At 41.3% G+C, this 24,745-nt stretch carries 23 protein-coding genes; 10 read left to right on the forward strand and 13 right to left on the reverse strand.

Annotation, left to right across the window (positions count from 1 at the left end; all coding sequences use genetic code 11):
* Window positions 1-19: 19 nt before the first annotated feature.
* The 6 genes from B9A22_RS05475 to B9A22_RS25990 form a co-directional block, all read right to left on the reverse strand.
* Window positions 20-985, reverse strand: a complete 966-nt coding sequence (locus B9A22_RS05475; protein ID WP_084574708.1) for an MBL fold metallo-hydrolase — start codon at window positions 983-985, stop codon at window positions 20-22.
* Between the two features lie 41 nt (window positions 986-1,026).
* A complete protein-coding gene (locus B9A22_RS05480) occupies window positions 1,027-1,782 on the reverse strand; it encodes an EFR1 family ferrodoxin (protein WP_084574709.1) in 756 nt (251 codons plus the stop codon).
* A 78-nt stretch (window positions 1,783-1,860) separates the two neighbouring features.
* A complete protein-coding gene (locus B9A22_RS05485; protein WP_084574710.1) occupies window positions 1,861-2,163 on the reverse strand; it encodes an ArsR/SmtB family transcription factor in 303 nt (100 codons plus the stop codon).
* 129 nt (window positions 2,164-2,292) lie between these two features.
* Complete coding sequence (gene cydB, locus B9A22_RS05490; RefSeq protein WP_084574711.1) at window positions 2,293-3,543, reverse strand: cytochrome d ubiquinol oxidase subunit II; 1,251 nt, start codon at window positions 3,541-3,543, stop codon at window positions 2,293-2,295.
* Window positions 3,544-3,571: 28 nt separating this feature from the next.
* Window positions 3,572-4,912 carry a cytochrome ubiquinol oxidase subunit I gene (locus B9A22_RS05495; protein ID WP_084574712.1) on the reverse strand — a complete coding sequence of 447 codons (1,341 nt, stop codon included), beginning with the start codon at window positions 4,910-4,912 and terminating at the stop codon, window positions 3,572-3,574.
* A gap of 237 nt (window positions 4,913-5,149) precedes the next feature.
* Window positions 5,150-5,359, reverse strand: a complete 210-nt coding sequence (locus tag B9A22_RS25990) for a hypothetical protein (RefSeq protein WP_245823827.1) — start codon at window positions 5,357-5,359, stop codon at window positions 5,150-5,152.
* 199 nt (window positions 5,360-5,558) lie between these two features.
* Here B9A22_RS25990 and B9A22_RS05505 point away from each other — a divergent pair, with 199 nt between their 5' ends.
* Both B9A22_RS05505 and B9A22_RS05510 read left to right on the forward strand, forming a co-directional pair.
* The gene (locus B9A22_RS05505; RefSeq protein ID WP_084574713.1) at window positions 5,559-6,071 is read left to right on the forward strand and encodes a GNAT family N-acetyltransferase; all 513 of its coding nucleotides are present in this window, start codon (window positions 5,559-5,561) and stop codon (window positions 6,069-6,071) included.
* A 133-nt stretch (window positions 6,072-6,204) separates the two neighbouring features.
* Window positions 6,205-7,470 carry an SGNH/GDSL hydrolase family protein gene (locus B9A22_RS05510; RefSeq protein ID WP_176215409.1) on the forward strand — a complete coding sequence of 422 codons (1,266 nt, stop codon included), beginning with the start codon at window positions 6,205-6,207 and terminating at the stop codon, window positions 7,468-7,470.
* A 98-nt stretch (window positions 7,471-7,568) separates the two neighbouring features.
* On the opposite strand, the gene fliD is transcribed toward B9A22_RS05510, so the two are convergent.
* A complete protein-coding gene (gene fliD, locus B9A22_RS05515; RefSeq protein ID WP_084574715.1) occupies window positions 7,569-8,858 on the reverse strand; it encodes a flagellar filament capping protein FliD in 1,290 nt (429 codons plus the stop codon).
* A 141-nt stretch (window positions 8,859-8,999) separates the two neighbouring features.
* Entirely contained in the window at window positions 9,000-9,551 is a 552-nt protein-coding gene (locus tag B9A22_RS05520) for a CBO0543 family protein (protein ID WP_084574716.1), read from the reverse strand.
* A gap of 199 nt (window positions 9,552-9,750) precedes the next feature.
* On the opposite strand from B9A22_RS05520, the gene B9A22_RS05525 reads away from it, so the two are divergent.
* Window positions 9,751-10,776, forward strand: a complete 1,026-nt coding sequence (locus B9A22_RS05525; protein ID WP_084574717.1) for a threonine aldolase family protein — start codon at window positions 9,751-9,753, stop codon at window positions 10,774-10,776.
* 89 nt (window positions 10,777-10,865) lie between these two features.
* On the opposite strand, the gene B9A22_RS05530 is transcribed toward B9A22_RS05525, so the two are convergent.
* Both B9A22_RS05530 and fabF read right to left on the reverse strand, forming a co-directional pair.
* A complete protein-coding gene (locus B9A22_RS05530) occupies window positions 10,866-11,744 on the reverse strand; it encodes a helix-turn-helix domain-containing protein (RefSeq protein WP_245823828.1) in 879 nt (292 codons plus the stop codon).
* A gap of 54 nt (window positions 11,745-11,798) precedes the next feature.
* Complete coding sequence (gene fabF / locus B9A22_RS05535; RefSeq protein WP_084574719.1) at window positions 11,799-13,034, reverse strand: beta-ketoacyl-ACP synthase II; 1,236 nt, start codon at window positions 13,032-13,034, stop codon at window positions 11,799-11,801.
* A gap of 276 nt (window positions 13,035-13,310) precedes the next feature.
* Here fabF and B9A22_RS05540 point away from each other — a divergent pair, with 276 nt between their 5' ends.
* From B9A22_RS05540 to B9A22_RS05555, 4 genes are all read left to right on the forward strand, one after another.
* On the forward strand, window positions 13,311-13,772 hold the full coding sequence (locus B9A22_RS05540; RefSeq protein WP_084574720.1) for a redoxin domain-containing protein: 462 nt from the start codon (window positions 13,311-13,313) through the stop codon (window positions 13,770-13,772).
* A 284-nt stretch (window positions 13,773-14,056) separates the two neighbouring features.
* Window positions 14,057-15,928 (forward strand): molecular chaperone DnaK, encoded by a 1,872-nt coding sequence (gene dnaK / locus B9A22_RS05545; RefSeq protein ID WP_084574721.1) that lies wholly within the window; start codon window positions 14,057-14,059, stop codon window positions 15,926-15,928.
* Between the two features lie 120 nt (window positions 15,929-16,048).
* Window positions 16,049-17,080 (forward strand): DnaJ C-terminal domain-containing protein, encoded by a 1,032-nt coding sequence (locus B9A22_RS05550; protein WP_084574722.1) that lies wholly within the window; start codon window positions 16,049-16,051, stop codon window positions 17,078-17,080.
* A 283-nt stretch (window positions 17,081-17,363) separates the two neighbouring features.
* Complete coding sequence (locus B9A22_RS05555) at window positions 17,364-18,485, forward strand: Na+/H+ antiporter NhaC family protein (protein WP_217805884.1); 1,122 nt, start codon at window positions 17,364-17,366, stop codon at window positions 18,483-18,485.
* A gap of 105 nt (window positions 18,486-18,590) precedes the next feature.
* On the opposite strand, the gene trhA is transcribed toward B9A22_RS05555, so the two are convergent.
* Entirely contained in the window at window positions 18,591-19,253 is a 663-nt protein-coding gene (gene trhA, locus B9A22_RS05560) for a PAQR family membrane homeostasis protein TrhA (RefSeq protein WP_084574724.1), read from the reverse strand.
* 373 nt (window positions 19,254-19,626) lie between these two features.
* On the opposite strand from trhA, the gene B9A22_RS05565 reads away from it, so the two are divergent.
* From B9A22_RS05565 to B9A22_RS05575, 3 genes are all read left to right on the forward strand, one after another.
* Window positions 19,627-20,784 (forward strand): acyltransferase family protein, encoded by a 1,158-nt coding sequence (locus tag B9A22_RS05565; RefSeq protein ID WP_084574725.1) that lies wholly within the window; start codon window positions 19,627-19,629, stop codon window positions 20,782-20,784.
* A gap of 77 nt (window positions 20,785-20,861) precedes the next feature.
* A complete protein-coding gene (locus tag B9A22_RS05570; protein ID WP_084574726.1) occupies window positions 20,862-21,743 on the forward strand; it encodes a patatin-like phospholipase family protein in 882 nt (293 codons plus the stop codon).
* Between the two features lie 39 nt (window positions 21,744-21,782).
* Window positions 21,783-22,685 carry a cation diffusion facilitator family transporter gene (locus B9A22_RS05575; RefSeq protein WP_084574727.1) on the forward strand — a complete coding sequence of 301 codons (903 nt, stop codon included), beginning with the start codon at window positions 21,783-21,785 and terminating at the stop codon, window positions 22,683-22,685.
* Between the two features lie 114 nt (window positions 22,686-22,799).
* On the opposite strand, the gene ygiD is transcribed toward B9A22_RS05575, so the two are convergent.
* Window positions 22,800-23,570, reverse strand: a complete 771-nt coding sequence (ygiD, locus tag B9A22_RS05580) for a 4,5-DOPA-extradiol-dioxygenase (RefSeq protein WP_217805885.1) — start codon at window positions 23,568-23,570, stop codon at window positions 22,800-22,802.
* Window positions 23,571-23,613: 43 nt separating this feature from the next.
* Complete coding sequence (locus B9A22_RS05585) at window positions 23,614-24,726, reverse strand: aminopeptidase (protein ID WP_084574728.1); 1,113 nt, start codon at window positions 24,724-24,726, stop codon at window positions 23,614-23,616.
* Window positions 24,727-24,745 lie beyond the last annotated feature (19 nt).

Here is a 24,745-nt window from a genome sequence, read left to right on the forward strand (position 1 = left end):
AAACCGCCTTAGTGATCGTTTATTTCCACCAAATAGATTTGGGGTACTCAGCAGCACCAGCGACAACAGCTTCCCCTATTTTCGGCGTAGAAACAGGTGTGTTGCCTTCTTTTGCCCTTTTGGTTATTCGTTCAATAGGCTCTGTCCAGTCATGCAACGCCAAAGAAAAGGCAGCCCAATGTATGGGGATTAGAAGATTACCTTTTACATCAAGATGAGCCTGTACTGTTTCTTCCGGCATCATATGAATCGTAGACCACCGCTCATTATATTGACCACACTCCATTAACGTCAAATCAAAAGGTCCGTACTTTTCTCCTATTTCTTTGAAATGAGGACCATAGCCGCTATCACCACTAAAATATACCTTTGAATGCTTTCCTTCAATTACCCATGAACACCACAGGGTTGTGTTACGATCGAATAGACCTCTACCGGAAAAATGTCTGGCTGGTGCAGCGACTAGTCGTAGTCCCCCAATTTCCGATTCATTCCACCAATCATGTTCTTTTATCTTCTCTTTTGCAATACCCCATCTCGCTAAATGACTCCCAACGCCAAGGGGAACATAGAACTGACTGACTTTGGCCTTTAGCTTGGTAATTGAACCATAATCCAAATGGTCATAATGATCGTGAGATAAAAGAACAATATCAATGGGCGGCAAGTCCTCTAGCTCTATCGGTAGTGTTTCGCTATAACGTTTACCGCCAAAAAGAGGAAAGGGGGAAGGAGTTCTAGCAAACGTCGGGTCTAATAATACTCTTTTTCCTTCCATTTCTAGTAGTACAGTAGAGTGACCAAACCATATAATCCTTGTTTGTTCCTTACCTAGCAAGCTGCTAGTATCTAAAGGCTCCACTGGAATAGACCTATCTGGCCTTCCTTGGGGATTTCCTTTTACAAAGTCTTTTAGCGTGGTAGCTAGCTTCTTTACGTCCATACCCATCGGCGTAGGAATTTGATTAATAAACTTGCTTTTCATACATTATCCCTCTACTCTCTATCCCGCACCTAGAAATTGCTCTAATTATTTGCATTAATGATTTCCTTTAGTTTTACATTCTGGTTAATGAATCTAGCTGAGCTTCTCTCTGCTTTCAAGTGTATGGCATTTTGAGGGCAATGATGTATACATGCAAAACAACATTCACATTTATGCAGAAACTTTGGTTTTATTCCAACTTTAATATTACTGACAGGACAAACCTGCTCACATACTTTACAACTGTTACATTTGTCCTGAATAATAAACCGCTTATCCCCATCATCTTGATGATATTTAGCTGAGAAATTATGGATAGGCTTAGAGAACATATCCGAAAGAAGTCCTTTTCTTATCAGCTTTTCTTGTCTGCTTTTGATATTACCTACTATTTGGTCCAGTCTTTCTTCAATTTGTTTCGAGCTCTCTTTTTTTAGCTGGTCTTCTACCTTAAATAAAGGTAGATAGTTATCAATCATTAGTATTTCATTTGTATAGTTGAATTGAATACCAGTTTTGCTCCCAATTTCCTCTATGTTTTTTAACCCGGATGCTGCCTTATTACCATAAGTCATGATTGCAAAGAAGTATTTAGCCTTAAATTTCGACTTTTGGATAAAGTCGGTTACGATCCTTGGGATTCCAAATCCATAACAGGGAAATACAAACCCAATTACTTCATCTTCAAATTCACTCTTCTCTTCCCTCAGCAGCTGAGGAATCGAGTGTAGTTCTCCGCCAATTCTTTTTGCAACATACAAACTATTGCCTGTGGCCGTAAAATAAAAGGTTTTCATTTGTATTTCTCCTTAAAATATCATTACAACGACGCTATTATAGTTTAATAATTGTCGAAATGTAGAAGAAAAAAAGGTCTATTCAGGCGATTGCTGCAGCGTTAGCAGCTTACTGACTTCAGTAACCAATTTTTCATTTACCCTGCAGATTAAAAATTTTCCCCTTTTTTCAGTGGCAATCAAATCTGCGTTCGCCAATTCTTTTATATGATGCGAAATGGTTGGGGCACCGATGCTTAGGCAACTCATAATGTCTGCGACAGAACATTCTCCGCCAGTTTCAAAACTAGCTTCATGCGCCTCGGCAATCTTTAAATATAATTCTAACCGATTGGGATTTGAAAGAGCTTTAAATATCTTTGCCATTTTTTTTGTATCCATGTTTTACATCTCCGCTGTTAACTATATCAAAATTCGATAATCATCGAATTGATTTTATCCTATCTTAGCATTCTTGTCAATAATAATTGGCCGTCTTAACTAGATTAGCTAAATTGATAATAAATGATTTCAAGATTTCCTTAAGATTTTTATCTTCTCGGCAATAATGTACATTAGCTGACGACCACGCTGTATTAAAGCCTTAAATTCAAAGATTTGCCTAGTCACACTACCGTGTTTCATTTCATCTAATTGTATGCTGCCTCCTCTTTCTACGGTACTTTTTGCTTTTTCTAGAACGATGGTAGTAATGCGATAATATTTATTTAGCTCTTCTAATTTATCATGTAATTGCTCCCATAGTTTTATCCGTGACTTGAAGCCTATTTCAGTTACACATATCCTCTGCCTAAAGATATAGTATTTCCAACCTTCGAACACAAGCACAACAGGCAAAACTATTGCCATAGTCACTGTCATGATCTTTAAGGTCAAAGGGTTTGAAGCGGAGTTGTAAATAGTAAGACTCCAATTCGGATCTAAACTGGAAACAATAAACCTGGGAAACAGTCCGACAAACATAGCGGCAATCATAGAAAAAATAGCAACAGTACTGCAAACAAAACTCTTAGTATATTCCCTATCCCTTAGGCAACGATAACAAAGGATCAATGTCAACACAGATGCTACCAATATCCCGCTTGCTATTGGTTTCGATGTCAAATCCGTATATACAAATGTTAGAATAGCGAAGACTACAACTATATACATCGCGTATTTGCCTGTGATAAGCCCCATCTTTCTTGTCCGTAGAATTAACTGTTGATCCAATCTTAGCGTGAGATAAACCGCTCCATGCAATAAGAACGCAAAAACAAAAGCCAATCCACCGAACAACGTATATGGATTTAACAAATCCCAAAAAGTGCCGCTATATTGCATTTCGCCGTTTATCGGCAACCCGGTTAAAAGGTTGGTAACGGCAATTCCCCAGAGCAATGCAGGTATAACTCCACCAAAGAAAATTGCCCATTCCCAAAATTTCCGCCAATTATGGTTGATATCCTTATTGCGAAACTCAAAAGCAACTCCCCGAAAAATAAGCGAAGATACTATTAAGAGCAGCGCAAGGTATAACCCGCTGAACAGCGTGGCGTAGACCTGAGGAAAACCAGCAAATAACACTGCACCGGCGGCTATTAACCATACCTCGTTTCCTTCCCATACTGGGGCCAGCGTATTAATAATTGCCTGACGCTCTGTATCTGATTTCCCGAGGAAGGGGAGAATCATACCAACGCCATAATCAAAACCTTCTAACACCAAATAACCAATGAATAGAAAGCCAAACATTAGAAAACATATCGTGTTTAAGTCCATTATTACCCCTATCAGAATCTTGCTTAACCTAGTTGTCAGGGCCCTCAAGGATTATTTTGCGAGCAACATAAACAGCAGCCAAGGCAATACAGGCATAGACCGTTGAAAACGTAATCAAAGAGACCCATACACTCGCCGCGGGAACAATTTTTGAAACACCTTTCTCAGTTAGCAATAGGCCATACACAATCCAAGGCTGTCTGCCCATTTCCGTCATTGTCCAGCCCAAAGTGATTGCCAAATAGGGTAACGGCAGGCTCCACATAGTAACTTTTAATAAGGTTGGACAATCTTCAATTTGCTTTTTTCGCCAATACCAACAATTTAATGAAGCCAGCAGAACCAGAAAAAAACCGATACTTACCATGGCCCGAAAACTCCAAAACAATATTGTCACTGGGGGTATATAATACCCTGGGCCATATTGACCTTCATACTCAGCTTGTAAGTTATTGATTCCTTTCACAGGAGTATTAAGACTATTATAAGCCAACACGGAGAGTCCTGATGGTAGTGCCAATTGATACATATTCCTTCGCTTATCCTCATCAATGATGGCGAAGACAACAAAAGGGGCTGGAGTGGCTGTTTCCCACAAGGCCTCCGATGCTGCCATTTTCATCGGTTGAATGTTGGCGAGATACTGATTGTAAAAATGCCCAGTAAAAACCACGAGGCTCGTGGCTATCATTGCGCACACTAGCCCTAATTTGAAAGAGCGCTTGAATCTGCTTAGATGATTCTTACGGAGAAGGTAATAGGCGCTAACAGCCATAACAAAATACCCGGCTACCACCAAACCAGATAGAATGCTATGGAAATACTGGTAAAAAAGATATCGATTTGTGATTAACGCAGCTAAGTCGTTTAGCTCCACCCGCCCATTATTAATTATATAGCCCACAGGATGTTGCATGAAAGAATTGGCTGACAAAATCCAGAACGCTGAATAATTGCTGGCTACCGCTATAAGGCAGATAGCGGCAAGATGAGCACGTTTAGAAATCTTATCCCAACCATACACCCATATTCCGATCGCAACAGATTCCACGAAAAAAGCAGTTAAGGCTTCAAACGCTAATGAAGACCCGAACATACTTCCTACGAATTTTGACAACTCCGACCAATTCATCCCGAACTGAAACTCGTTAACCAGACCAGTCGCTATCCCAACAGCATAGTTAACCAAAAACAGCTTGCCCCAGAATTTTGCCATTACCTTACTGCTTTTGTCTCCAGTTCGGACGTAATGAGCTTCTATTAATGCGATTAGGATAGAAAGTCCAAGGGTAAGGGCAACAAACCAAAAATGATATGTCAGCGTGATCCCAAACTGGATTCGTGCCAAATTTAAAGCTGTATTGTCCATGGATCCCTCACATTGAAATGCACTTTGCCGACAATCTAATATTTGTCGATTGGGGACTTCTTATGAAATTCAAAATCCACTCAATTGTTGAGTGGATTAAAAAATTCGTTAGAGTAAAGAGCCTGCAACAATCTACGCTACAGCCTACACCGATCATTACATACCTATACGCAGACTTTCGCCTACCCACAAGCATTACACAACCGATGCAAACCTTTGCTCGACTACCACAGATAGCTACTGAACCGCCTGCAATCTCTCGACTGCAAACGACCCGTATGATTCACAACCCATAGCAGTCTTAGCTCGACCAACATAGATCCCTTGGGACCACACGGCAACAGTTGGGCTACCGTACAGCCTTTCAAGACCCATGCCAGTCTTCCCGCCGACTAACGCCGAGCCTTTCGACCCGACGCCAATCTTTGGCCGACTGATGCCGAACACCAGAAGATATCCGACACCAATCTTGGCTCGACCATTACAGACCCTTTACACTCATAGTATCTGTCGATTGAATTATATAATACCTAGAAATAAATGGAAAAGTAAATAGAAAACCGCCAATGTAGCCCCCGTATTCGTGCAGGAAGCGCCAAAGTTCCTGTCGAAATTAAAGATAAACAACCTATATGGAGGTGTGCCTATGATTCGTTATGCAGAGCATGGCGATTTAATTGCTATTCTGGATATTTATAATGACGCAATACTTAACACGACGGCAGTCTATCATTACAAGCCTCATACCCTCGAGGATAGAAGCTCATGGTATGAAAAAAAGGTTAGCGACGGATTTCCTGTCTTGGTGTTTGAAGAAAACAATCTAGTCGTCGGGTTCGCAACATTTGGACCTTTTAGAGCTTGGCCTGCATATAAGTATACAATAGAACATTCAGTCTACGTCCACAAAAACCATAGAGGAAAACATATTGGTACCGCCCTATTGCAAAAGCTCATAGAGATTGCTAACGCAAACGGCTATGCTACGTTGGTCGCCGGAATTGACGCTAGCAATGATGGTAGTAAGTTAATGCACGAAAAATTAGGCTTTAGCGAGTCTGGTATTATTCGGAAAGCTGGATATAAATTTGGCAAATGGCTTGACTTGAATTTTTACCAGTACCAACTCCGTGGACCTGAGAAGCCAATAGAAGAATGATATGACTTTAATACATCCCAGACCACAATCAATGCAAGGTAGGTAATCCAAAATGACACGTTCAGATCGTAATCGCCTGTCACGCCAGGCTAATAACCGAAGAAAGCGTAGGACTTCTTTTGTACTCAGAACCATGAGTATCTTGTTTTGTTTGGTTCTGTTATTCCCATTTTTTCAATCATCCATTTCCTTCCCCTGTACTTCTCAAGCTCAGTCAGGAGATTTGAATGGAAAAAAAATTCGCTTAGTATGGGAAGCTATCCCGGATGCAGTAGCATACCAGCTTGTGTTTAGGAACCAACATGAGGGTATGAAAGATGAGATCAACCTTGAAAATAACACTCTTTACAATGAAATATATACTCCCGGAGTTGAGTTAGACATCTCGCTTTTTCCTAAAAGAGAGGCAGTTTGGTGGCAAGTGAGGGCGTTGAATTTGGACCGAGAGCCGATTTCCCCGTTTACTGATCCGATGAAATTGGTGGACGGTGAAGTTGACCCAGTATCACCATTTATTACCGCTCATTTAGATACTTTGGCTAGACTTCCTCTATATCCTACCTATTCTTGGATTCCAGTTTTGAATGCAGCTGCTTATGAGGTTCAAATTTTTTCTAGAGAGCTCCAGTCTAACAACCTTAAAAAGAGTTATGTAATAAAAGGGGCCTCGTCATTTGACTGTTATGACATCGACGCTTTTACAGAACCAGGCATATATTGGTGGCGGGTCGTTGCTCTGGATGCCAAAGGGCAGCAGTTGGGAAAATGGTCAGAGGCGCAGCCTTTTACAGTTCAGGGAGAAGGTAATATTGTGGCTGCATTGGGTGACAGCGTTACTCATGGTGGTGGTGCGATTTCTAATCCTCCGAGTGATCCGGTTTACGACTGGACAAGTTATGTCGGTATTCCCATGAAAAATTTAGGACGGAGTGGTGACACAACCAATACTATCTATGCGCGGTTTGACTATGACGTATTGCCTTTTCATCCACAAATACTTGTGATTATGGGGGGAATTAACGATATTCGTGCTGGAACTCCGGCGTCAGACGTAATTAATAACTTACGACAAATTAGGGAAAAATGCCAGGAAAATAAGATCATCCCCGTTTTTCTGACACTTACTCCAGTAAATCCTGCACTTATAAAACGCGCTTTTAACGAGGATACAAGCTCAGAGTGGCAGAGTGAGTGGCATAAAGTAAACGAATGGATAAAGGACCAACCCTACCATGTAGATATTACGCCAATATTTATGAGTGGTGAGGGTGTTATGCCTGCTCAATTTGCTACCGATGGTTTACATCCAGATAGCAAGGGAAAAGCCTTGATTGGACAGGCTGTTGGCAAATTTCTTCGACAGACTTTTGGTGAAACCTCTGCATTTTTTCGCCCTTAACCTGAAAACAAAGCACCAAAATAGGGGACAGGCTTAGCGTTTCCTATAAACGCTAAGCCTGTCCCCCTGCCCCATTCAGTACATTCCGACCTCAAAAGTTAGGCCATCATATTCACAAATAGACCTTGGAATAGATTATTTTGTTGCATCATCCAACTGTTCCCAGTAATTTGGGCAGTATAGTTCAATGCATCCATCGTACTAGGTGACTTTAGATAATTGTTCACGGGATTACTGGATAATTCTTTAGTAACACGTTCTATAGTTTTACCCAATCCCCCCCCGCCAGCAAAGAGATTCTTCACGCTCTCTGAATTGGAAGCCAAAGCTGCCGACAGCTTTTTCTCATCTATCTTTAAGTCTCCAGTATTTTTCTCCAACGAAATCCCGATAGCAGCAAATTCCCCCGCCCTTGTCTTACCTACTAGAGATTCTACGCTATTTAGTGCCTTGCTTCCCTTTTGTGTGATAGTATCACTATTACTAAGAATGTCATGTAAGCTATTGTAACTAGTCACCAATGCCTTAGCTTCGTTCACAATTTTACTGTCATCCTGATCAATCTCTACCTTAATAACTCCAGTAGTAATTTTATTTAAATTTAACGACACGTTACCACTATCTAATGATACTTTATTGGTAGAAGACTGATAAGCTGTGCCATTGACTGTATACTGAGCATCTGCTGCACTTTGCACCTTATTGCCAAGTTGCAAAGCCGCGCCAGCACTGCCACTAATATCTCGAATTGTAAAACTATTCGTCCCACCTGTCTCTTTTGATTCCAGACTCAAATACTGAAAGTTATTCTTAGTTTTGACCTCAGCCTTAATTCCAGTCTCACTGTTATTAATGGCACTGGCAAACTTGTTTAATACTTGTTTATTTGTATCGGTCGATAGGACATTGACCGAGAATTGACGCTCTGAACCACTACCTACCTGAATACCTAACGTTGAGATACCGGTCGCTACTCCACCATAAGCACTACCGGCTAAGCTAGTTCCCTCATTACGCTGGGTTGTAGCCACCTGACTAATACTAACACTATACTGGGCGGTCTTGGCCCCAGTCTTCGCCTCACCAGTCACTGCATCAGAACTGGCTGACACATACTTCCGCTCAAAGAAGTTAGGTGTTGCCAGTGTTTTAGCACTGCTATTTACACTACTTACACTACTAGTAAAGTCAACAACATTCTGGCGATACTGCTGCTGTTGGCTCTGCAAATTTTGCACAGACATGCGAGTTAATAGTTTTAACGATCTAAAACTATTATCCAGTTGGCTAAACTTTGGATCTGATGAATTTATGATACTTGTTATAGAAGGTTTGTACTGACTACTCCAGAATGAATTTGTACTAAGTTCAGGAAGCTTGATCATCATATTCACCCCTTTTCAGTCGCCACGATATGACATAAAAATACACATATAGGTTATTACCAATATTTTAACATAATTACAATTAAAGGCAACTTAATTTGGCAAGAATTTTCGCTCATCTCGTAATCGTTCTCCCTTCTTGCCTCAAAACGACTGGCTTTTCTTAATAAATTTGCTCATCACCCAGCGGATAAATACTGCAAGGAGAAAATATCCAGGAATAGAGTATGTGTGTTGCCAATTAATAAGTTGGTATATTTTTAAGTAAACAAGAAGGGGTTCCGAAACATAAGCAAAGACAAGTGAAACTATGACATGAGCAATAGCAAATGACTGCCACGTGTGGCAATACTGATATATAACCATATAACTAACAGGTAATACTGATATATCATATACGATGAAGACATCCAGCAGCGGAAGCAGGTCATATTTATATTCCCAAGCATCAGTTTCTACGCCGATAGCATCTAGTAAGCCGGCAAAAAGTGCTATCAGCAGTCCATAGGTTGTGATTTCAAAAAATCTTCGACGATCAACGATCTTCCACCAGATAATGAAGGGAATAATGGTTAGGGCCACTAACAGCCACCATTGATAAGTAAAAACCACGCTCTGAAACCAAAAATCACGACCTGCTACGTCAGCAGCTGACTGTAAGGCGTATGTCTCTTCAAAACCTGCAAATTTTTTCATCTGCTCACCTGTGACCCAACGTAATAAACATTCAGATATTAGTCTCACCAATGAGTAGATTGATAATGCATTGTTCCATCTGTTTCTTTATCTTGCGAAAGGATGGGCCTCAGCACCGGTTGAATATCATTCTTACTCACAATTTCTAAGTCAGCCAACAAACACCAAGAGGCAAATAGTAAGAGGGGGATTTAAAACAGTGTATAGTTTCAAGAATGACTACAGTGAGGGAGCGCATCCAAGAATATTGAGCGCTTTAACGAAATCTAACCTTGAACAAACCGAAGGCTATGGGGAGGATTGTTATACAAAAAAAGCCATTGCGCTTTTGAAACAAAAAATAGAACGTTACGATATCGATATTCACCTGTTCTCTGGCGGTACTCAAACGAATCTTACCGCACTTTCAGCCTTTTTAAGGCCACATGAAGCAGTCATTGCGCCTAGTACCGGACATATTCTAGTTCACGAAACCGGAGCTATCGAGGCCACAGGGCACAAAGTCATCTCTATTGAGGTAAGCGACGGAAAAATTAACACTACCCATATCAAAGCTGTACTTGATGCGCATACAGACGAGCATATGGTGAAACCGAGACTTGTTTACATTTCAAATCCAACAGAAATCGGCTCGATTTATACAAAGAACGAACTGGAACAGATAAGCCAGCTCTGCAAAATAAATAACCTATATTTATACGTTGACGGCGCGCGATTAGGTTCGGCGTTATGCTCTGCGGAGAATGACCTGCAAATGTCTGATTTAGGTATACTGGTAGATGCCTTCTACATCGGCGGAACCAAGAACGGTGCACTACTGGGGGAAGCGCTTGTAATCTGCCATGATTCTCTCAAAGACGATTTCCGTTTTCATATGAAGCAGAAAGGGGCATTAATGGCCAAAGGCCGGCTTCTTGGCATACAGTTTCAAGAACTATTCGAAGACGGTCTGTACTTCGATCTAGCGAAACACGCTAATAAGATGGCTGATTTGTTGAAGAACGAAATAAGTAATGCAGGCTATAAATTTCTAACCCATTCCCCTACCAATCAAATATTCCCGATCTTACCAAACTGGCTTATTGAGAAACTTCAGGTAAAGTATTTATTCTATATCTGGACGAAAATCGACTCCGATAGTTCTGTTATTCGTCTTGTCACCTCTTGGGCTACAAAAGAGGAGGCAGTAGTGGCCTTTATTACGGATCTGAAGGATTTATCGTAACCTCTTTACCATCCTTTTATCAACTAGAGCCATAATTCGCATATCGCGAATTATGGCTCTACATTTATTACCATGGGATATTTACCTTTTTATGCATCTACAATGGGCTGATATATATCAAGCTCGCAATAATCATCCTTTGATAACTTGGTGTCTATATATTCGAATCTAAACGTATCCGCAAATCTATAACCTGACTTGAAAATCCATTTCGAATACATATGGACGAGCAGCCGCCCTACCTGTCTCCCATTAATATCATCTGGACGAAAAAAACCGACGAAACGAAAAACTACATACTTATGAGCAGGTATTGAAATCCCCTCCATACCTTCAGGTATATGAGTCAGATCATGTACTTGAAGAGATGGCATGTAATAGATACAGCCATTATCATTTTCACTCCAGTCCGTATATCCGAAGTATTCTTGTGGATCAATAGTATTAACAATCCGCTGTTTCTGATTATAAAAGAAATTCCTACCGTAAGAGTTAGCAACCTTATCGCCAGACTTACTCATGATCTTATGCTTTACTCCCACTAAGGAAAACTTTTGTTTAAATATAAATGAGGGTTTGTATATCACAGAATTGTTAACTGACATAATGTCATCTAGATTTAACTTTTCTTGAATAACAAGCGACATCGGTTCAGATCTCACCTTTAAAGGTGTAAATTCAAATTTTTTCCGGAAGGCTCTAATATAAGACTGTTCATAATCAAAACCGTAATCCATCGCAATATCGATGATTCTTTTATTCGTATCCTTCAGATCAAAGATACTGGAGGAGAGCTTTCGGGATTGGACATATTCCATCAGGGGCTCTCCCGTCAATGATTTAAACATCCTATGCAAGTGATATTTTGACATCCCACAAAACGTAGCTATGTCGTCCAATGTGATCTTCTTATGAAGATTATCCTCAATATAATGGATGCACACTGTGATAATTTCTTTTAAATCCACCAGCTGCCGCCCCCCCTAACTCTCCGAAACTTAGTTTTACTCTAGATCAATAAATTAACAGTAAGCTTTTAGAATCAGTGTTGCATTATGCCCGCCAAAGCCAAAGGAATTGCTCAATGCATGAGTAATTTTTTTGGCTTTTCCATAGTTTGGAATGTAATCTAAATCACATTCAGTATCCGGATTTTTATAATTAATTGTTGGCGGTAAGAAACCCTCTTTTATTGCATACGCAGTAATTATTGACTCGACTACTCCGGCAGCTCCCAACAAGTGACCTGTCATTGATTTTGAGGAACTAACAGCCAACTGATAAGCATATTCCCCAAAAACAGATTTAATTGCAGCAGTTTCAGTTCTATCATTTAGCTCAGTCGAAGTTCCATGAGCGTTAATATATTGAATATCAGTAGGATTCAGATTGGCATCACTTAAGGCTAATTTCATACACTGCGCAGCCCCTTCTCCACCGGGGCTAGGTGCTGTTATATGATATGCATCATTGGTACAACCATAGCCAACAACTTCTGCAACAATATCCGCTCCCCTGTTTAAAGCATGATTAAGTTCTTCTAGTACGAGTACCCCCGCACCTTCACCCATAACAAATCCATCCCGTTTAGAATCAAATGGTCTGCAAGCAGTATCAGCATCCAGATTTGTGGTCATTGTTTTACTTGCACAGAAACCAGCCAAGGCCAATCTTGTAATTGGCGCTTCTGCCCCGCCGGCAAGCATAACGTCAGCATCATTCCTTTGAATTATCTTATAAGCATCGCCAACTGCGTTTGTCGATGAAGCGCAGGCAGTAACAACACACTCAGTAAATCCCTTAATCCCATACTTAATAGCGATCATTCCAGCTGCCATATTGGGCAGCATCATCGGCACCATGAAGGGACTGACTCTATCTGCCCCCTTCTCCAATAACACACGATGCTGATTCTCCAAGGTTTCCAGTCCACCTATGCCTGAGCCAATTATTATACCGGTCCGCTGCAAGTCTATTGTACCATCACTAATACGTGAGTTTTCAAATGCCATTCGAGTTGCCGCCACAGCATACTGGGCAAATCGATCCATTCGCTTAGCTTCTTTTTTCTCAATAAATTGATTTGGGTCAAAATTTTTAATCTCTGCCGCGACCTGGGTAGGGAAATCCGTCACATCAATCCTTTCCACTCGGGAAATACCGGACTTTCCATTTTTTATTGAATGCCACAGTTCCTCTGCCCCCAATCCTAAAGAAGTAACGGCTCCCATCCCCGTAATAACAACACGTCTGTTCATTATAATATCCTCCTCGTTTCGCTACATATTTCTCGATTTCTCGTAAAGTCATGAAGATGCCAAATTTACTTTTCGTTAATTTATTAATAACTTTGAAAACCCTCATTAACTGTAACACAAAAGAAAAATCAGAAATGAACAGCTATTGCTATTTATAGAAACCGGATATGCTTCCAGTTCGAATATATATTTTTTTACAAGAAGGATTTTCCGATGATAATTTATAACTTTATATAATGGGTAAAATTACCTAAGACATGAGTGGAGGCGATTACTATGAACCGAATTAGTGTTGGAGATTTCGCACCTGATTTTATTTTAAAAGACAACCGAGGGCAGGACATTCGCCTGACAGACTACAAAGGTAAAAAAGTGCTACTCTCGTGGCACCCCCTTGCATGGACGCGGGTTTGCGCCGAACAGATGCAATCGTTGGAAGCCAATTTGGCGGAATTCGAGAGTTATAACACTATTCCGCTTGGACTAAGTGTTGATTCTTATCCGTGCAAAAATGCATGGGCAAAAGAATTAGGTATTGCTCAAGTACAGTTGTTGGCTGACTTTTGGCCGCACGGCGAAATTGCCAATAAATATGGCCTGTTTCGCGAGCAGGAAGGATTCTCAGAACGGGCAAATGTTCTTATTGGTGAGGACGGAAGAGTTCTTTGGGTCAAAACTTATCCAATTCCTGAACTACCGGATATAGCTGAAGTATTGAATCAGATTAAAGGCGTTTAGTGAATAAAGGTTAGGGGAAAGAAAACGCAGCTCGCAAGTAAGAATGCTTGGGAGCTGCGTTTTTATTTTCAAAAGTCAATAAAGGTCAAAATAATTAGCCTGCCTGCAAATTCTAACTATTTTATCATTAAAATAGCTAATTTGCTTATAAATGGCCATTTTTAAGCTTTTCTTGTTTTTTCATTGATAACTATTTTCTGCTAATATTAACTTGTAAACAAATAATTCCTTACGGATATTCCTTACGGATATTACTTACTTATAAATAAAAGGAGGCGTTTGTTATGGGAAAAGTAGTGGGCATTGATTTAGGTACCACTAATTCGTGTATTGCTTTATTGGAAGGAGAACGTCCAGAGGTCATTGCCAATGTTGAAGGCGGCCGAACTACCCCTTCAGTCGTCGCATTTCGCGATAACGAGCGTCTTGTCGGCCAACTAGCCAAACGTCAGTCTGTCTTAAATCCGGAAAAAACTTTTTACTCAGTAAAACGATTCATTGGTCGCCGCTTCAAAGAAGTCGCTGGTGAAATGAAATCGGTTCCCTACAAAGTAGTCCAAGGATCTGATGACACAGTAAATTTCCTTGTTGATGATAAGCAATATGCACCTGAAGAAATCTCGGCTCAAGTACTCCGCAAGCTGGTTGATGATGCCAGCAAGTATCTAGGAGAAAAAATTACCGATGCAGTCATCACCGTTCCTGCCTACTTTAATGATGCCCAGCGTCAAGCTACCAAAGATGCGGGCCGTGTCGCCGGTCTCAATGTTCTGAGAATCATCAATGAACCTACCGCTGCCGCACTGGCATATGGTCTGGATAAGAAAAAGAACGAAACCATCGTGGTATTTGACTTAGGCGGCGGAACGTTTGACGTGTCCATTCTTGACGTTGCTGACGGCGTGTTTGAGGTGAAAGCCACCAACGGTGATACCAATTTGGGCGGCGATGACTTTGACAAAGCTGTCGTCGATTGGCTGGTAGCCGAATTCAAGAAAGATAACGGAATTGATCTTCTTAAAGATAAACAAGCACTGCAGCGCCTTACCGAGGCAGCCGAAAAAGCTAAAATTGAGTTGTCAGCCGTCACGGAAACAACCGTCAACCTGCCCTTCATCATAGCCGATGCCAGCGGCCCCAAGCATTTGGACAACAAACTTACCCGCTCAAAATTTGATGAGATCACACACAGCCTGGTCGAACGTTGCCGCATTCCGGTGGAAAAAGCTCTGGCTGATGCTAAACTGAGCGCCAAGGACATCGATGAAGTCATCCTGGTAGGCGGTTCTACCCGTATCCTGGCAGTTCAGCGCTTAGTCAAACAGCTAACCGGCAAAGACCCTAACCAAAGTGTCAATCCAGATGAGGTCGTAGCTGTAGGTGCCGCTATCCAGGGTGCTGTTTTGAGCGGTGACCTCAAAGACATAGTACTCCTGGATGTTACACCACTATCCCTTGGAATCGAAACCTTGGGCGGTGTTATGACTAAAATTATTGAGCGCAACACAACCATTCCAGCCCGCCGCAGTCAAATTTTCAGCACTGCTGATGATAATCAGGCTGAAGTAGACATTCATGTTCTCCAAGGCGAACGGGAAATGTCAGCCGACAACCGTACCCTGGGTCGCTTCAAATTGACTGGTATCCCAACAGCACCACGTGGTATGCCGCAGATCGAAGTCACTTTCGACATTGACGCCAATGGTATTCTCACCGTCAGCGCCAAGGACAAAGCTACCGCCAAGGAGCAATCCATCACGATCAGCGGTTCCAGCAACCTGGATAAGTCGGATATCGACCGCATGGTGGCCGATGCGAAGCGCTATTCGGAGGAAGATAAAAATCGCCGGCACTATGTGGAATTACAAAACGAACTAGATTCTCTGGCCTATCAGGCCCGCAACTTCGTAACAGAAAAGGGAGATTCCCTGCCCGCCCATATTAGCGGACGCCTGACTGCTGCACTGGATGCAGTCAAGCAAACCGCCGAAGACACCATTGAGATGACTAAGCTGCACCAGCTAAAAAGTGAACTAGAGCAAGCCTATAACCAGGCCATCCAGTGGAAACCCGACGATGCTGGACAAAATCACAGCAATAATTCCACCAAGCAAACTAACCAACCTGATGATATAATCGACGTTGAGTATGAGTAAACTCGTTTCAGCATAGTTGAAACATTGGAGAATCAGAGGGGAGTCTACTCCATCTGATTCTCCGCCTATAAAGGCGGAAGTCTTGGCTCAGTACATAATTTAAAAAGGGGTGATGTTTCTATGAAATATATCGATTATTACGAAACACTCGGGATTTCCAAAACCGCTTCTGAAAAAGAAATAAAACAAGCCTATCGCAAACTGGCCCGTCAGCATCACCCCGACCTTCATCAAGGTGACGCCAAGACCACAGCAGAAGAAAAGTTCAAACTCATCAACGAAGCTTATGAAGTATTGGGTGACCCTGAAAAACGTGCCAAATACGATCAGTTAGGAATGAATTGGAAGATGGGCGATGAAAGCCATTTTGACCCATCCTACACCGATAGCAGCCACAACTATACCTATCAGGGGGTTACCGATGCTGATCTCAACGGATTTGGTTTCAGCAATTTCTTCTCAAGTATTTTCGGCCAAGATTTCAATCATAGCCAGTATGGCGGCGGTCGGACGCGAAAAGCTAATTATAAAGGTGAAGATGTAGATACTGAGCTTAGCTTATCTGTAGATGAACTCATCCACGGGGTGGAAAAAGATTTATACTTGTCGACGCCCAGCGTCTGTATCGCCTGTGAAGGACAGCGTTTCAACCAACGAGGTGTCTGCCAGTCCTGCAGCGGTACAGGTGTCACAGAAGACACCAAAACTGTCAAAGTAAAAGTACCTGCAGGCCTTTATCCCGGGGCAGCACTGCGCCTGAAAGGGCTAGGTGGTAAAGGCTACAACAATGGTCCTGCAGGCGATCTGTTTCTGCATATCCGGGTCGTTCCCACCGCTGCCTGGCAAATAAACGACAGCGATCTGGAAACCGATCTCACGCTCCGCCCTGAGCAAGCCGTATTGGGGGACAAAATTAGCGTCTCTACACCCCATGGCCTAGTTCAGCTCAAAGTTGCGCCTGGTACTCACGCCGGGCAAAGACTGCGTTTGAAAAACAAAGGCCTGCCCCAAAAGCAGGGATCTGGCGACTTATATTTAAAAATCCGCATCGATATTCCTAAAGACCTTTCTGAAGCAGAAAAAGAGCTTTACCGGAGAATACGAGAAATTAATACATTTACGGTACATAAAGATGAGCCTCAAATCGCTTAAATTATCGTTTCATACGCCATACCCAGTTTGGCTCTGTTATAATGATACTATGATTTAAGCCTATAATAGTTTGCACTAACATGAAAGAGATGATTTTTTGGATACAGTAATGGTATTTCTTCTTTTTTTTACTTCTCTGCTCTTTAGCATTTATAATGAAACTTCTATTCTTTACCCTCTGCTTTTAGGGCTTATTGGCTTTACTTTGGCATCCCTGCGTAGAGGCTATACGCTGCCCAATTTGCTTAGAATGATGCTTAACGGCTCAAAAAAATCCTTTATTGTGATTAAAATTTTTGTACTGATTGGTGCAATAACCGCTGTCTGGAGAGCCTGCGGAACAATTTCCTTCATAGTATATTATGGAATCGCCTTTATGAGTGCAAAGTACTTCATACTATCCGCCTTTTTATTGTGTTGCCTAGTATCCTTCCTGCTTGGAACCTCCTTCGGCACAGTAGGAACGATCGGGATCGTGCTCATAGTATTGGCAAAAAGCGGCCATGTAGATATCAACATGGCCGCAGGTGCAATTATTGCAGGGGCTTATTTTGGTGATAGATGCTCGCCCATGTCCTCAAGTGCCAATCTTGTAGCCGCCTTAACTAACACTAATCTTTATATAAATATAAAAAATATGCTGAAAACATCAGTCATACCGTTTGTACTATCAATCATAGGCTATATTTATTTGTCTCATTTGAACCCGCTGACTTTTTATGATAATCAAATAGGCTCTGAGATATTGCATTCTTTTGATATAGGCATTATTGTATTGTTTCCTGCTGTCATTATACTCATTCTTGCAGCCTTTAGGGTTGATGTAAAGCTATCAATGAGTATAAGCATTTTTTCCGGTATACTGATTGGTCTCTTTGTTCAACACATATCTTTTTTTCAAATGCTGCAATATATCGCCACAGGGTACACCATGGATAAAAGCGGCTTTTTTGCAGATATAATACAAGGTGGCGGACTATACTCTATGCTGAAGGTTTCTCTTATTGTATTGATTTCTTCTACTTATTCCGGCATTTTTCAAGGCACTGGTTTGCTGAATGAAATTGAGAACCTTTTTGCAACACTTAGCGAAAAGATAAATGTCTTCCCCTCGGTAATACTATCAAGCATAACCACAGCCTCTTTTAGTTGCAACCAAACCCTGGCAGTAATGCTTACACATCAATTTGCACACAAAATCTATGAAAAAAGACCCCTCAACAACTACCAGTTGGCGCTTGACATGGAGAATACGGTAATTTTAATATCTGCTCTAATCCCGTGGAATATTGCAGGAGCCGTTCCTGCAGCCGCATTATCTGCAGATGCAGGTTTCATAATCTATGCATTTTATCTCTTTCTAGTGCCCCTAGCTAATTTATTTACACGAAAAATGATGATTTGACCTGAGAAACAGTGAATCTGTTTCCGATAAAATTGAACCTCAGTCAACATTGACTGAGGTTCAATTTTTATTTCATTTCAATTTTAATTTACTTACTGAAATTGCTTAAGCCATCACCGGAATAGGCAAAACATATTTTAAGACAACAACATAATGGGCGATACTGCCAGCAAGCACAAATAAATGCCAAATAGCATGATTGTATGGAATTCTATGTGCTAAATAAAATATGGCACCCACAGTATAAAAAAGCCCACCAGCCACTAGCCAATATATCCCCTCAATAGGTAATGCAACTAATAACGGTTTGATCATCACTACCGAAAACCATCCCATTAAAAGATAGGTTAAGGTTGATAAAATCTTGAAACGTTTTACAAAAAATATTTTAAAAACAATCCCAATTATCGCTAGTCCCCATATTACGCTGAATATCGTCCACCCCATTGTGCCATGCAGTGGGATTAGCGTAAACGGTGTATAGTTACCAGCTATAAGTACATAAATAGCCGCGTGATCAACGATCTTCAGAATATATTTTGTTCTTTCATTAGAAAAACTGTGATAAAGTGTTGACGACAAGTACAACAGCACCAAAGAAATACCATAGATACTAAAGCTTAGTAGATGCCAAGCACCACCGTTGATATAGGCTGCTGCCGTGAGAATGCCAAGCCCGATTAGTGCAAAAAATGCTCCCACGCCATGTGTAATAGCATTCAATAATTCTTCTAGATTAGTACCTGAAACCATAACAGCCTTTGTCATCCAAGTCATCCCCCTAAAGCAACTTTATTTTAGTAAAATACTAGTCCACATTATGATGCCCTAGCTCTACTAATATTATCGTATTTACCCTCTATAATACCACTACTATAATCAGAAAACTAGTTGGCAGAACCCTGGATGGCCCCTCTTGCAACGGACAGTTAATGCTTACCCAAGCCGACTATAAAGAAAACACGGCTTGCGCCGAGCCTTTGGCGAAAGCGGAAGCCGATGTTGCCCTTATCCAGACGGAAAGTTATACTTTCTTACAGGACAGAAAACCCATTTTAATATTGGATTTTGTAGGAATCTATCCCTTTTTATAGAATAATAGTAAAAAAGAGTAATAATTGGTCTAAGGAGGAACGAAATCATGAATACATCTGTAGTGATTACTCCTACTAATCCACCAAAGACAGGGCTAAATCGTATTTATTTTTTGGATAACTTACGGGCAACGATTATCATTATAGTAGTTTTGTTTCATTCGGCAATACCTTATATGATACACGCACCAAATGACTGGTATGTAATAAGTGCCCAGAAAAATATAATCTTTGACATATTTGTAGCAATAAATGACGTATATATGATGCCTATCATGTTTCTTGCTGCAGGATATTTTGCTTTACCATCTTTACGGCGCAAGAGCTTTAGTTCTTTTTGGATTGATAAAACTCGCCGATTAATAATTCCCTGGATATTTGGTGTCATTTTTCTGCAGCCAGTAATAAAATATTTTCGATATTTGAGCCGTGATAATGCAGACATGGATTTGCAAACTTATCTACATTTGAGCTTTTTGGGAGGATCTGTTAGCCAAGGACATTTCTGGTTTCTGGGTGCTTTAGCGCTAGTATTTTTCGGATTATCGTTGTTATTCTTGTGGAAAAGGCCATTATTCCAACAACAGTCTGCAAAAATAAAGCAACCATCTGCTCTTCTATTTATTGTTTTTGGAATTATAACTAGTTTAGGTTTTTTTGTTGTTAGTATTATTTCCCCAGATCATACTTGGGAATATATTTTCTCCATAGTATTGGTTCAACCCACTCGTTTTGTACTGTATGTGTGCTATTTTGCTTTGGGTTTATATGCATATCAAAACCTGTGGTTTACAGCTCAAGGGTACAGGCCCAGGTTAAAAACATGGTTATTCCCAGCCATTATGTGTGTGGTAGTGTTCCTTTTGTTTAAGGTAACTTATCCGGTATCGACTACGTTGTGGGTTAAACTAGCTAATGGATTTATACATGCTTTTTGTTGCTTGTGTTTGGTATTTGCTTTATTAGGTTTCTTTGAAAAATATTTAAATTTTACCAGTAATCTCTGGGACAAATTAGTTGCCAATTCCTTCGCATTTTATTTTGTTCATGAACTATTTGTCGTAGCATTAGGTTATTTGACAATTAACTGGTCAATGCCACTAAGCCTCAAATATCTAAATGTAGCAATCCTATCAATTATTATAAGTTATGTGTTATGCGAACATGGTATCCGGAGAGTGTCCTTTTTGCGCAAATTCTTTTAAGAATACATTTTACGTTATAGTGTATTTCTGATTTTAGATGAGGCAAATTTAATCTTAGGTAAGGCAGGGGAGACATAATGGCAGACGGTACTTTAGAAAAACGGCGCCCGCGAGTCGGAGTAGTTATGGGGAGCGGGGGAACGAAAGCTTTAGCCGGAGTGGCACTGTTTGAGTTTTTAGATAGCATCGGGGTTACACCCGATTTGTTGGTGGGCTGCAGTGGTGGCGGCATCATGTGCGCATTGCGGGGATGTGATTATTCAACCGCTGACATGCGTAAAATGTTTGCTGAATTTTTGGATAAAAGATTATTTGATATTGATTATCGCGCTTTGCTAGCAATTGGCAGGTTACCCTTTGGACACTTCGATGTTTCACGCGGCATTATTAAGCCCAAAAAGATTCAAGCAATGTATCGGAAGGTCTTTGGTGAGCGGCGCTTAGAAGACCTTAAGATACCTACAGTGTTACAAACAACTGACTTACTCAAAAGCGAGGCTGTTGTGCTCTCCAGCGGGCTTGTTGCCGACGCGGTCTATGCTTCTGGGGCTGAGTATCCGTTTTTTCCATTAATCTGCATAGATGGACGGTGGCTGGCTGACGGTGAATTTACATCTTCATTGCCCATCTTGGAAGCTGTAAAGCGCCAGATGGATGTTATCATTGCCATACGTATACAAACAGAGCTGCAAACTTATCCGCGAGGGTTCAATGAGTGTTTTGGTTTAATGTTCAATAATATAGGAAAAATCAGTGCCAGGTTGGAAACTCCACTTGCAATTTCACTCCATCACCATGAAATTATTAATATTACAGTACGGTTTAACAAAAGTATTCATCCGTGGGATGTAAATGCGCTCCCGACTATTCTTAACGCAGGCGAAGAGGCTGTTGCTCAAATGAAGCAAGAAATTATTTATGCAATTGAAAACTTCACGTCACATGCCGATGCAGATTAAATTAACAACAGCATTTTTAAGGGTAAGGGAGAACTTTTTATGAGCATAAAAGAAAAATCCAGCAAAGAAAGAGCCGTTCTTACTAGTCTAATTATTGGAGTAGTCTCACTTGTTCCTAGCTTAATCGTAGCGACTAAGGCTAACTCCATTATATTGTTTGCCGATTTAATTCGATCTGGTAGCGAAACTTTATCTGTATTGTTAGCGTGGTTGACCATTCGCAAAACTGCCAAAGGAGAACTTTTTAGATATAACTATGGATATGGCAAGCTGGAAAGCATGACAAGCATGGCAGTAGCTGGAGCAATGATGATTTCGTTTAGTGTCATTTTGTACCAGGTTATGGCGCGAATGAATACTCCGGTACAGCTAAATATCGGGGCAGTTACAATTGCTATCATACTTGCGACCGGGGCTTTCGCTTTAAATTATTGGATGTTCTTAAAATACAAGCGGATTTCTAAGAGCAGTCCTTCACCGATAGCAGAATCGCAGTGGCGGCTGTTCCGCTTCAAGATGTTTGCAAACACATGTGTTATTGTATCATTAGGAAGTAATATTATTTTAGCGAATTATTCCTGGGCACAGTATATTGATCCGTTAGCGTCCTTAATTCTATTAGGATTCATTTTATTTTCTGCTTACAGCATAGTTTCTAAATCGGTTTATGACTTACTGGATCGTACGCTTGAGGAAGAATTACAGATCTTAATTATTAAGGAACTGGCCACCTATTTTGATCAATACAGTTTCCTTCATGGGATACGTTCGCGTCGTGCCGGCGGAGATATTTTTATCGATATCCTGCTTGAGTTTGAAAGTACCCTAACTGTAGGCAAGGCACAGGCTATTGCCGATAATATCAAAGCAAATCTAGAAGCTAAGATAAAGAGAAGCCAAGTTATGATTATCCTGGCCTCAAAACCTTTAGATAGCTTATAAATTTCAATGCGGGACCCGTTCCTGTCCCCTTATCCCGAGAAAGACCAGGTACCCGTACTTTAACGGTTACCTGGTCTTTTCGTGTACAGCACAAGTGCTGCACACTATCCCGCTCTAATCCTCAATAACAAAACTGCGCATAGATATTGATCCATTTTGCATGTCTGTGCAGGTAAACCGTAAGATATCCCGTTCTTCTTGTAGTGCTGCTGCATAAAGCATTGGCAAATAGTGTTCATTGGTCGGAACAGCTGCAGTTGCATAAGTAAGCTTATCATATTCAATCAAGCTTGAATGGTCACGATTTACTAGGGCCTCGGCAATTTGCTTATCAAACGCCACAGCCCAAGAATAGTTATCACCATATAACCGCGAAAAATTTATCCTTGACAGGTTATGCACAATGTTGCCACTTCCAATAATAAGAATTCCTTGATTGCGCAAAGGTGCAAGTTTTTTTCCCAGTTCATAATGATCGCGAGGCGCTTTCATCACATCTAAGCTCATTTCCATGACGGGAAAATCGGCCTTGGGATACATATGTTTCAAAAACGCCCACGCCGCATGATCAATTCCTCTATCAGAGTCGCCGCGAATTTCCTTGTTTGTAGTTTCTTGCACTAAAGCTGCTTTTTCTGGCGCGCCAGGAGCATTATAGGTTATCTCATATAATTCGTCAGGAAATCCATAAAAGTCATAGATGGTTTTGGGCGCCTGAGAGCTTGTAATATAGGTTCCCCTGGTCTGCCAATGTGCTGAAACAACCAGAATAGCTTCTGGCCTGGGAAGATCCTTTCCTAGTTCGGCAAGACTACGTGTATAACTGTTGTCTTCGATGATGTTTATTGGAGACCCGTGCCCGACAAACAACACTGGCATTTTCATTAGAGCTCACCGTCCTCTGGCAATATTTCGCACTTATTGCTATCTATACCCAGCTTTCCGGATTAAGTTCGGCCAATTCTGGCAGAACAAATCTGCCGTCCTTACGCACTATCCGATCGTCAAACCAGATTTCACCACCACCATAAGCCGGCGTCTGAATTGAGACCAAATCCCAGTGAATTGCCGACCGGTTGCCGTTAAATGCCGTATCATATGCATTACCGGGGGTAAGATGGAAGCTGCCACAAATTTTTTCGTCAAACAATATATCCCGCATGGGCTGATGGATATAGGGGTTCAAGCCTAAAGCAAATTCACCAATATACCGGGCGCCTTCATCAGTATCAAGAATCTGGTTTAACTTTTCTGAATTGTTGGCAGTAGCCTCAATAATCTTACCACCTTCAAACCGGAAGCGTACATTATCAAAGGCAGTACCCTGGCAAATGGTAGGACAGTTATAGGTTATTACGCCATTAACCGATTCTTTAACCGGCGCTGTAAATACTTCACCATCTGGGATATTTCTGAGGCCACAGGACTTCATAACCGGAATACCATTAATAGCAAAAGCCAAATCAGTCCCCGGCCCAATAATACGCACCCGTTCGGTTTGTTCCACCAGTTTGACAAGTGGTTCTTCCGCCTTTGCCAATCTGGAGTAATCCAGGTTACTGACTTTAAAATAAAAGTCGGCAAAAGCTTCAGTACTCATACCAGCCATTTGCGCCATTGACGGCCCGGGATACCTTAATACGCACCATTTGGTTTTGGCAATTCTGATATCAGTATGCACAGCTTTCCACCAAAGCTGCTGATACAGCTGCGCCTTAGCAGGCGGCAGGTCAGACAGCTCACTTACATTATCATAAGCCCTAATAGCGATGTATGCATCCATGCTTTTCATCCGGTCTGCTTCCCAACCTGCAATCAGGCTTAATTGTTCCTGGTCACAGTCAAGCAGCAGTGCCCGCTGCAGAGCACTATTCTTAACGGTAAGAAACGGTGCGCCGCCGGTCTGATACGCCTCAACCATCAATGCCTTGGCAAGCTCGTGCCCGCTGTCGGTAACCTCAATCAGTAGTTTCTCTCCTTTTTGCAGTCTTACTGAGTATTTAATAAGGTTTTGTGCCAATTTCTTTACTCTGTCATCCATCCTATTAACTCCTCCCTGG

The organism is Sporomusa malonica, assembly GCF_900176355.1.
GTDB lineage: Bacteria > Bacillota > Negativicutes > Sporomusales > Sporomusaceae > Sporomusa > Sporomusa malonica.

Excerpts from the sequence above, each read along its gene's own strand:
- fliD (WP_084574715.1), bottom strand. The coding sequence starts at position 8,858 with ATGATGATCAAGCTTCCTGAACTTAGTACAAATTCATTCTGGAGTAGT.
- B9A22_RS05505 (WP_084574713.1), top strand. The coding sequence starts at position 5,559 with ATGATTCGTTATGCAGAGCATGGCGATTTAATTGCTATTCTGGATATT.
- B9A22_RS05550 (WP_084574722.1), top strand. The coding sequence starts at position 16,049 with ATGAAATATATCGATTATTACGAAACACTCGGGATTTCCAAAACCGCT.
- fabF (WP_084574719.1), bottom strand. The coding sequence starts at position 13,034 with ATGAACAGACGTGTTGTTATTACGGGGATGGGAGCCGTTACTTCTTTA.
- B9A22_RS05565 (WP_084574725.1), top strand. The coding sequence starts at position 19,627 with ATGAATACATCTGTAGTGATTACTCCTACTAATCCACCAAAGACAGGG.
- trhA (WP_084574724.1), bottom strand. The coding sequence starts at position 19,253 with ATGACAAAGGCTGTTATGGTTTCAGGTACTAATCTAGAAGAATTATTG.
- B9A22_RS05575 (WP_084574727.1), top strand. The coding sequence starts at position 21,783 with ATGAGCATAAAAGAAAAATCCAGCAAAGAAAGAGCCGTTCTTACTAGT.
- B9A22_RS05585 (WP_084574728.1), bottom strand. The coding sequence starts at position 24,726 with ATGGATGACAGAGTAAAGAAATTGGCACAAAACCTTATTAAATACTCA.
- B9A22_RS05480 (WP_084574709.1), bottom strand. The coding sequence starts at position 1,782 with ATGAAAACCTTTTATTTTACGGCCACAGGCAATAGTTTGTATGTTGCA.
- cydB (WP_084574711.1), bottom strand. The coding sequence starts at position 3,543 with ATGGACTTAAACACGATATGTTTTCTAATGTTTGGCTTTCTATTCATT.
- ygiD (WP_217805885.1), bottom strand. The coding sequence starts at position 23,570 with ATGAAAATGCCAGTGTTGTTTGTCGGGCACGGGTCTCCAATAAACATC.
- B9A22_RS05540 (WP_084574720.1), top strand. The coding sequence starts at position 13,311 with ATGAACCGAATTAGTGTTGGAGATTTCGCACCTGATTTTATTTTAAAA.
- B9A22_RS05570 (WP_084574726.1), top strand. The coding sequence starts at position 20,862 with ATGGCAGACGGTACTTTAGAAAAACGGCGCCCGCGAGTCGGAGTAGTT.
- B9A22_RS05485 (WP_084574710.1), bottom strand. The coding sequence starts at position 2,163 with ATGGATACAAAAAAAATGGCAAAGATATTTAAAGCTCTTTCAAATCCC.
- B9A22_RS05495 (WP_084574712.1), bottom strand. The coding sequence starts at position 4,912 with ATGGACAATACAGCTTTAAATTTGGCACGAATCCAGTTTGGGATCACG.
- B9A22_RS05510 (WP_176215409.1), top strand. The coding sequence starts at position 6,205 with ATGAGTATCTTGTTTTGTTTGGTTCTGTTATTCCCATTTTTTCAATCA.
- dnaK (WP_084574721.1), top strand. The coding sequence starts at position 14,057 with ATGGGAAAAGTAGTGGGCATTGATTTAGGTACCACTAATTCGTGTATT.
- B9A22_RS05475 (WP_084574708.1), bottom strand. The coding sequence starts at position 985 with ATGAAAAGCAAGTTTATTAATCAAATTCCTACGCCGATGGGTATGGAC.
- B9A22_RS05520 (WP_084574716.1), bottom strand. The coding sequence starts at position 9,551 with ATGAAAAAATTTGCAGGTTTTGAAGAGACATACGCCTTACAGTCAGCT.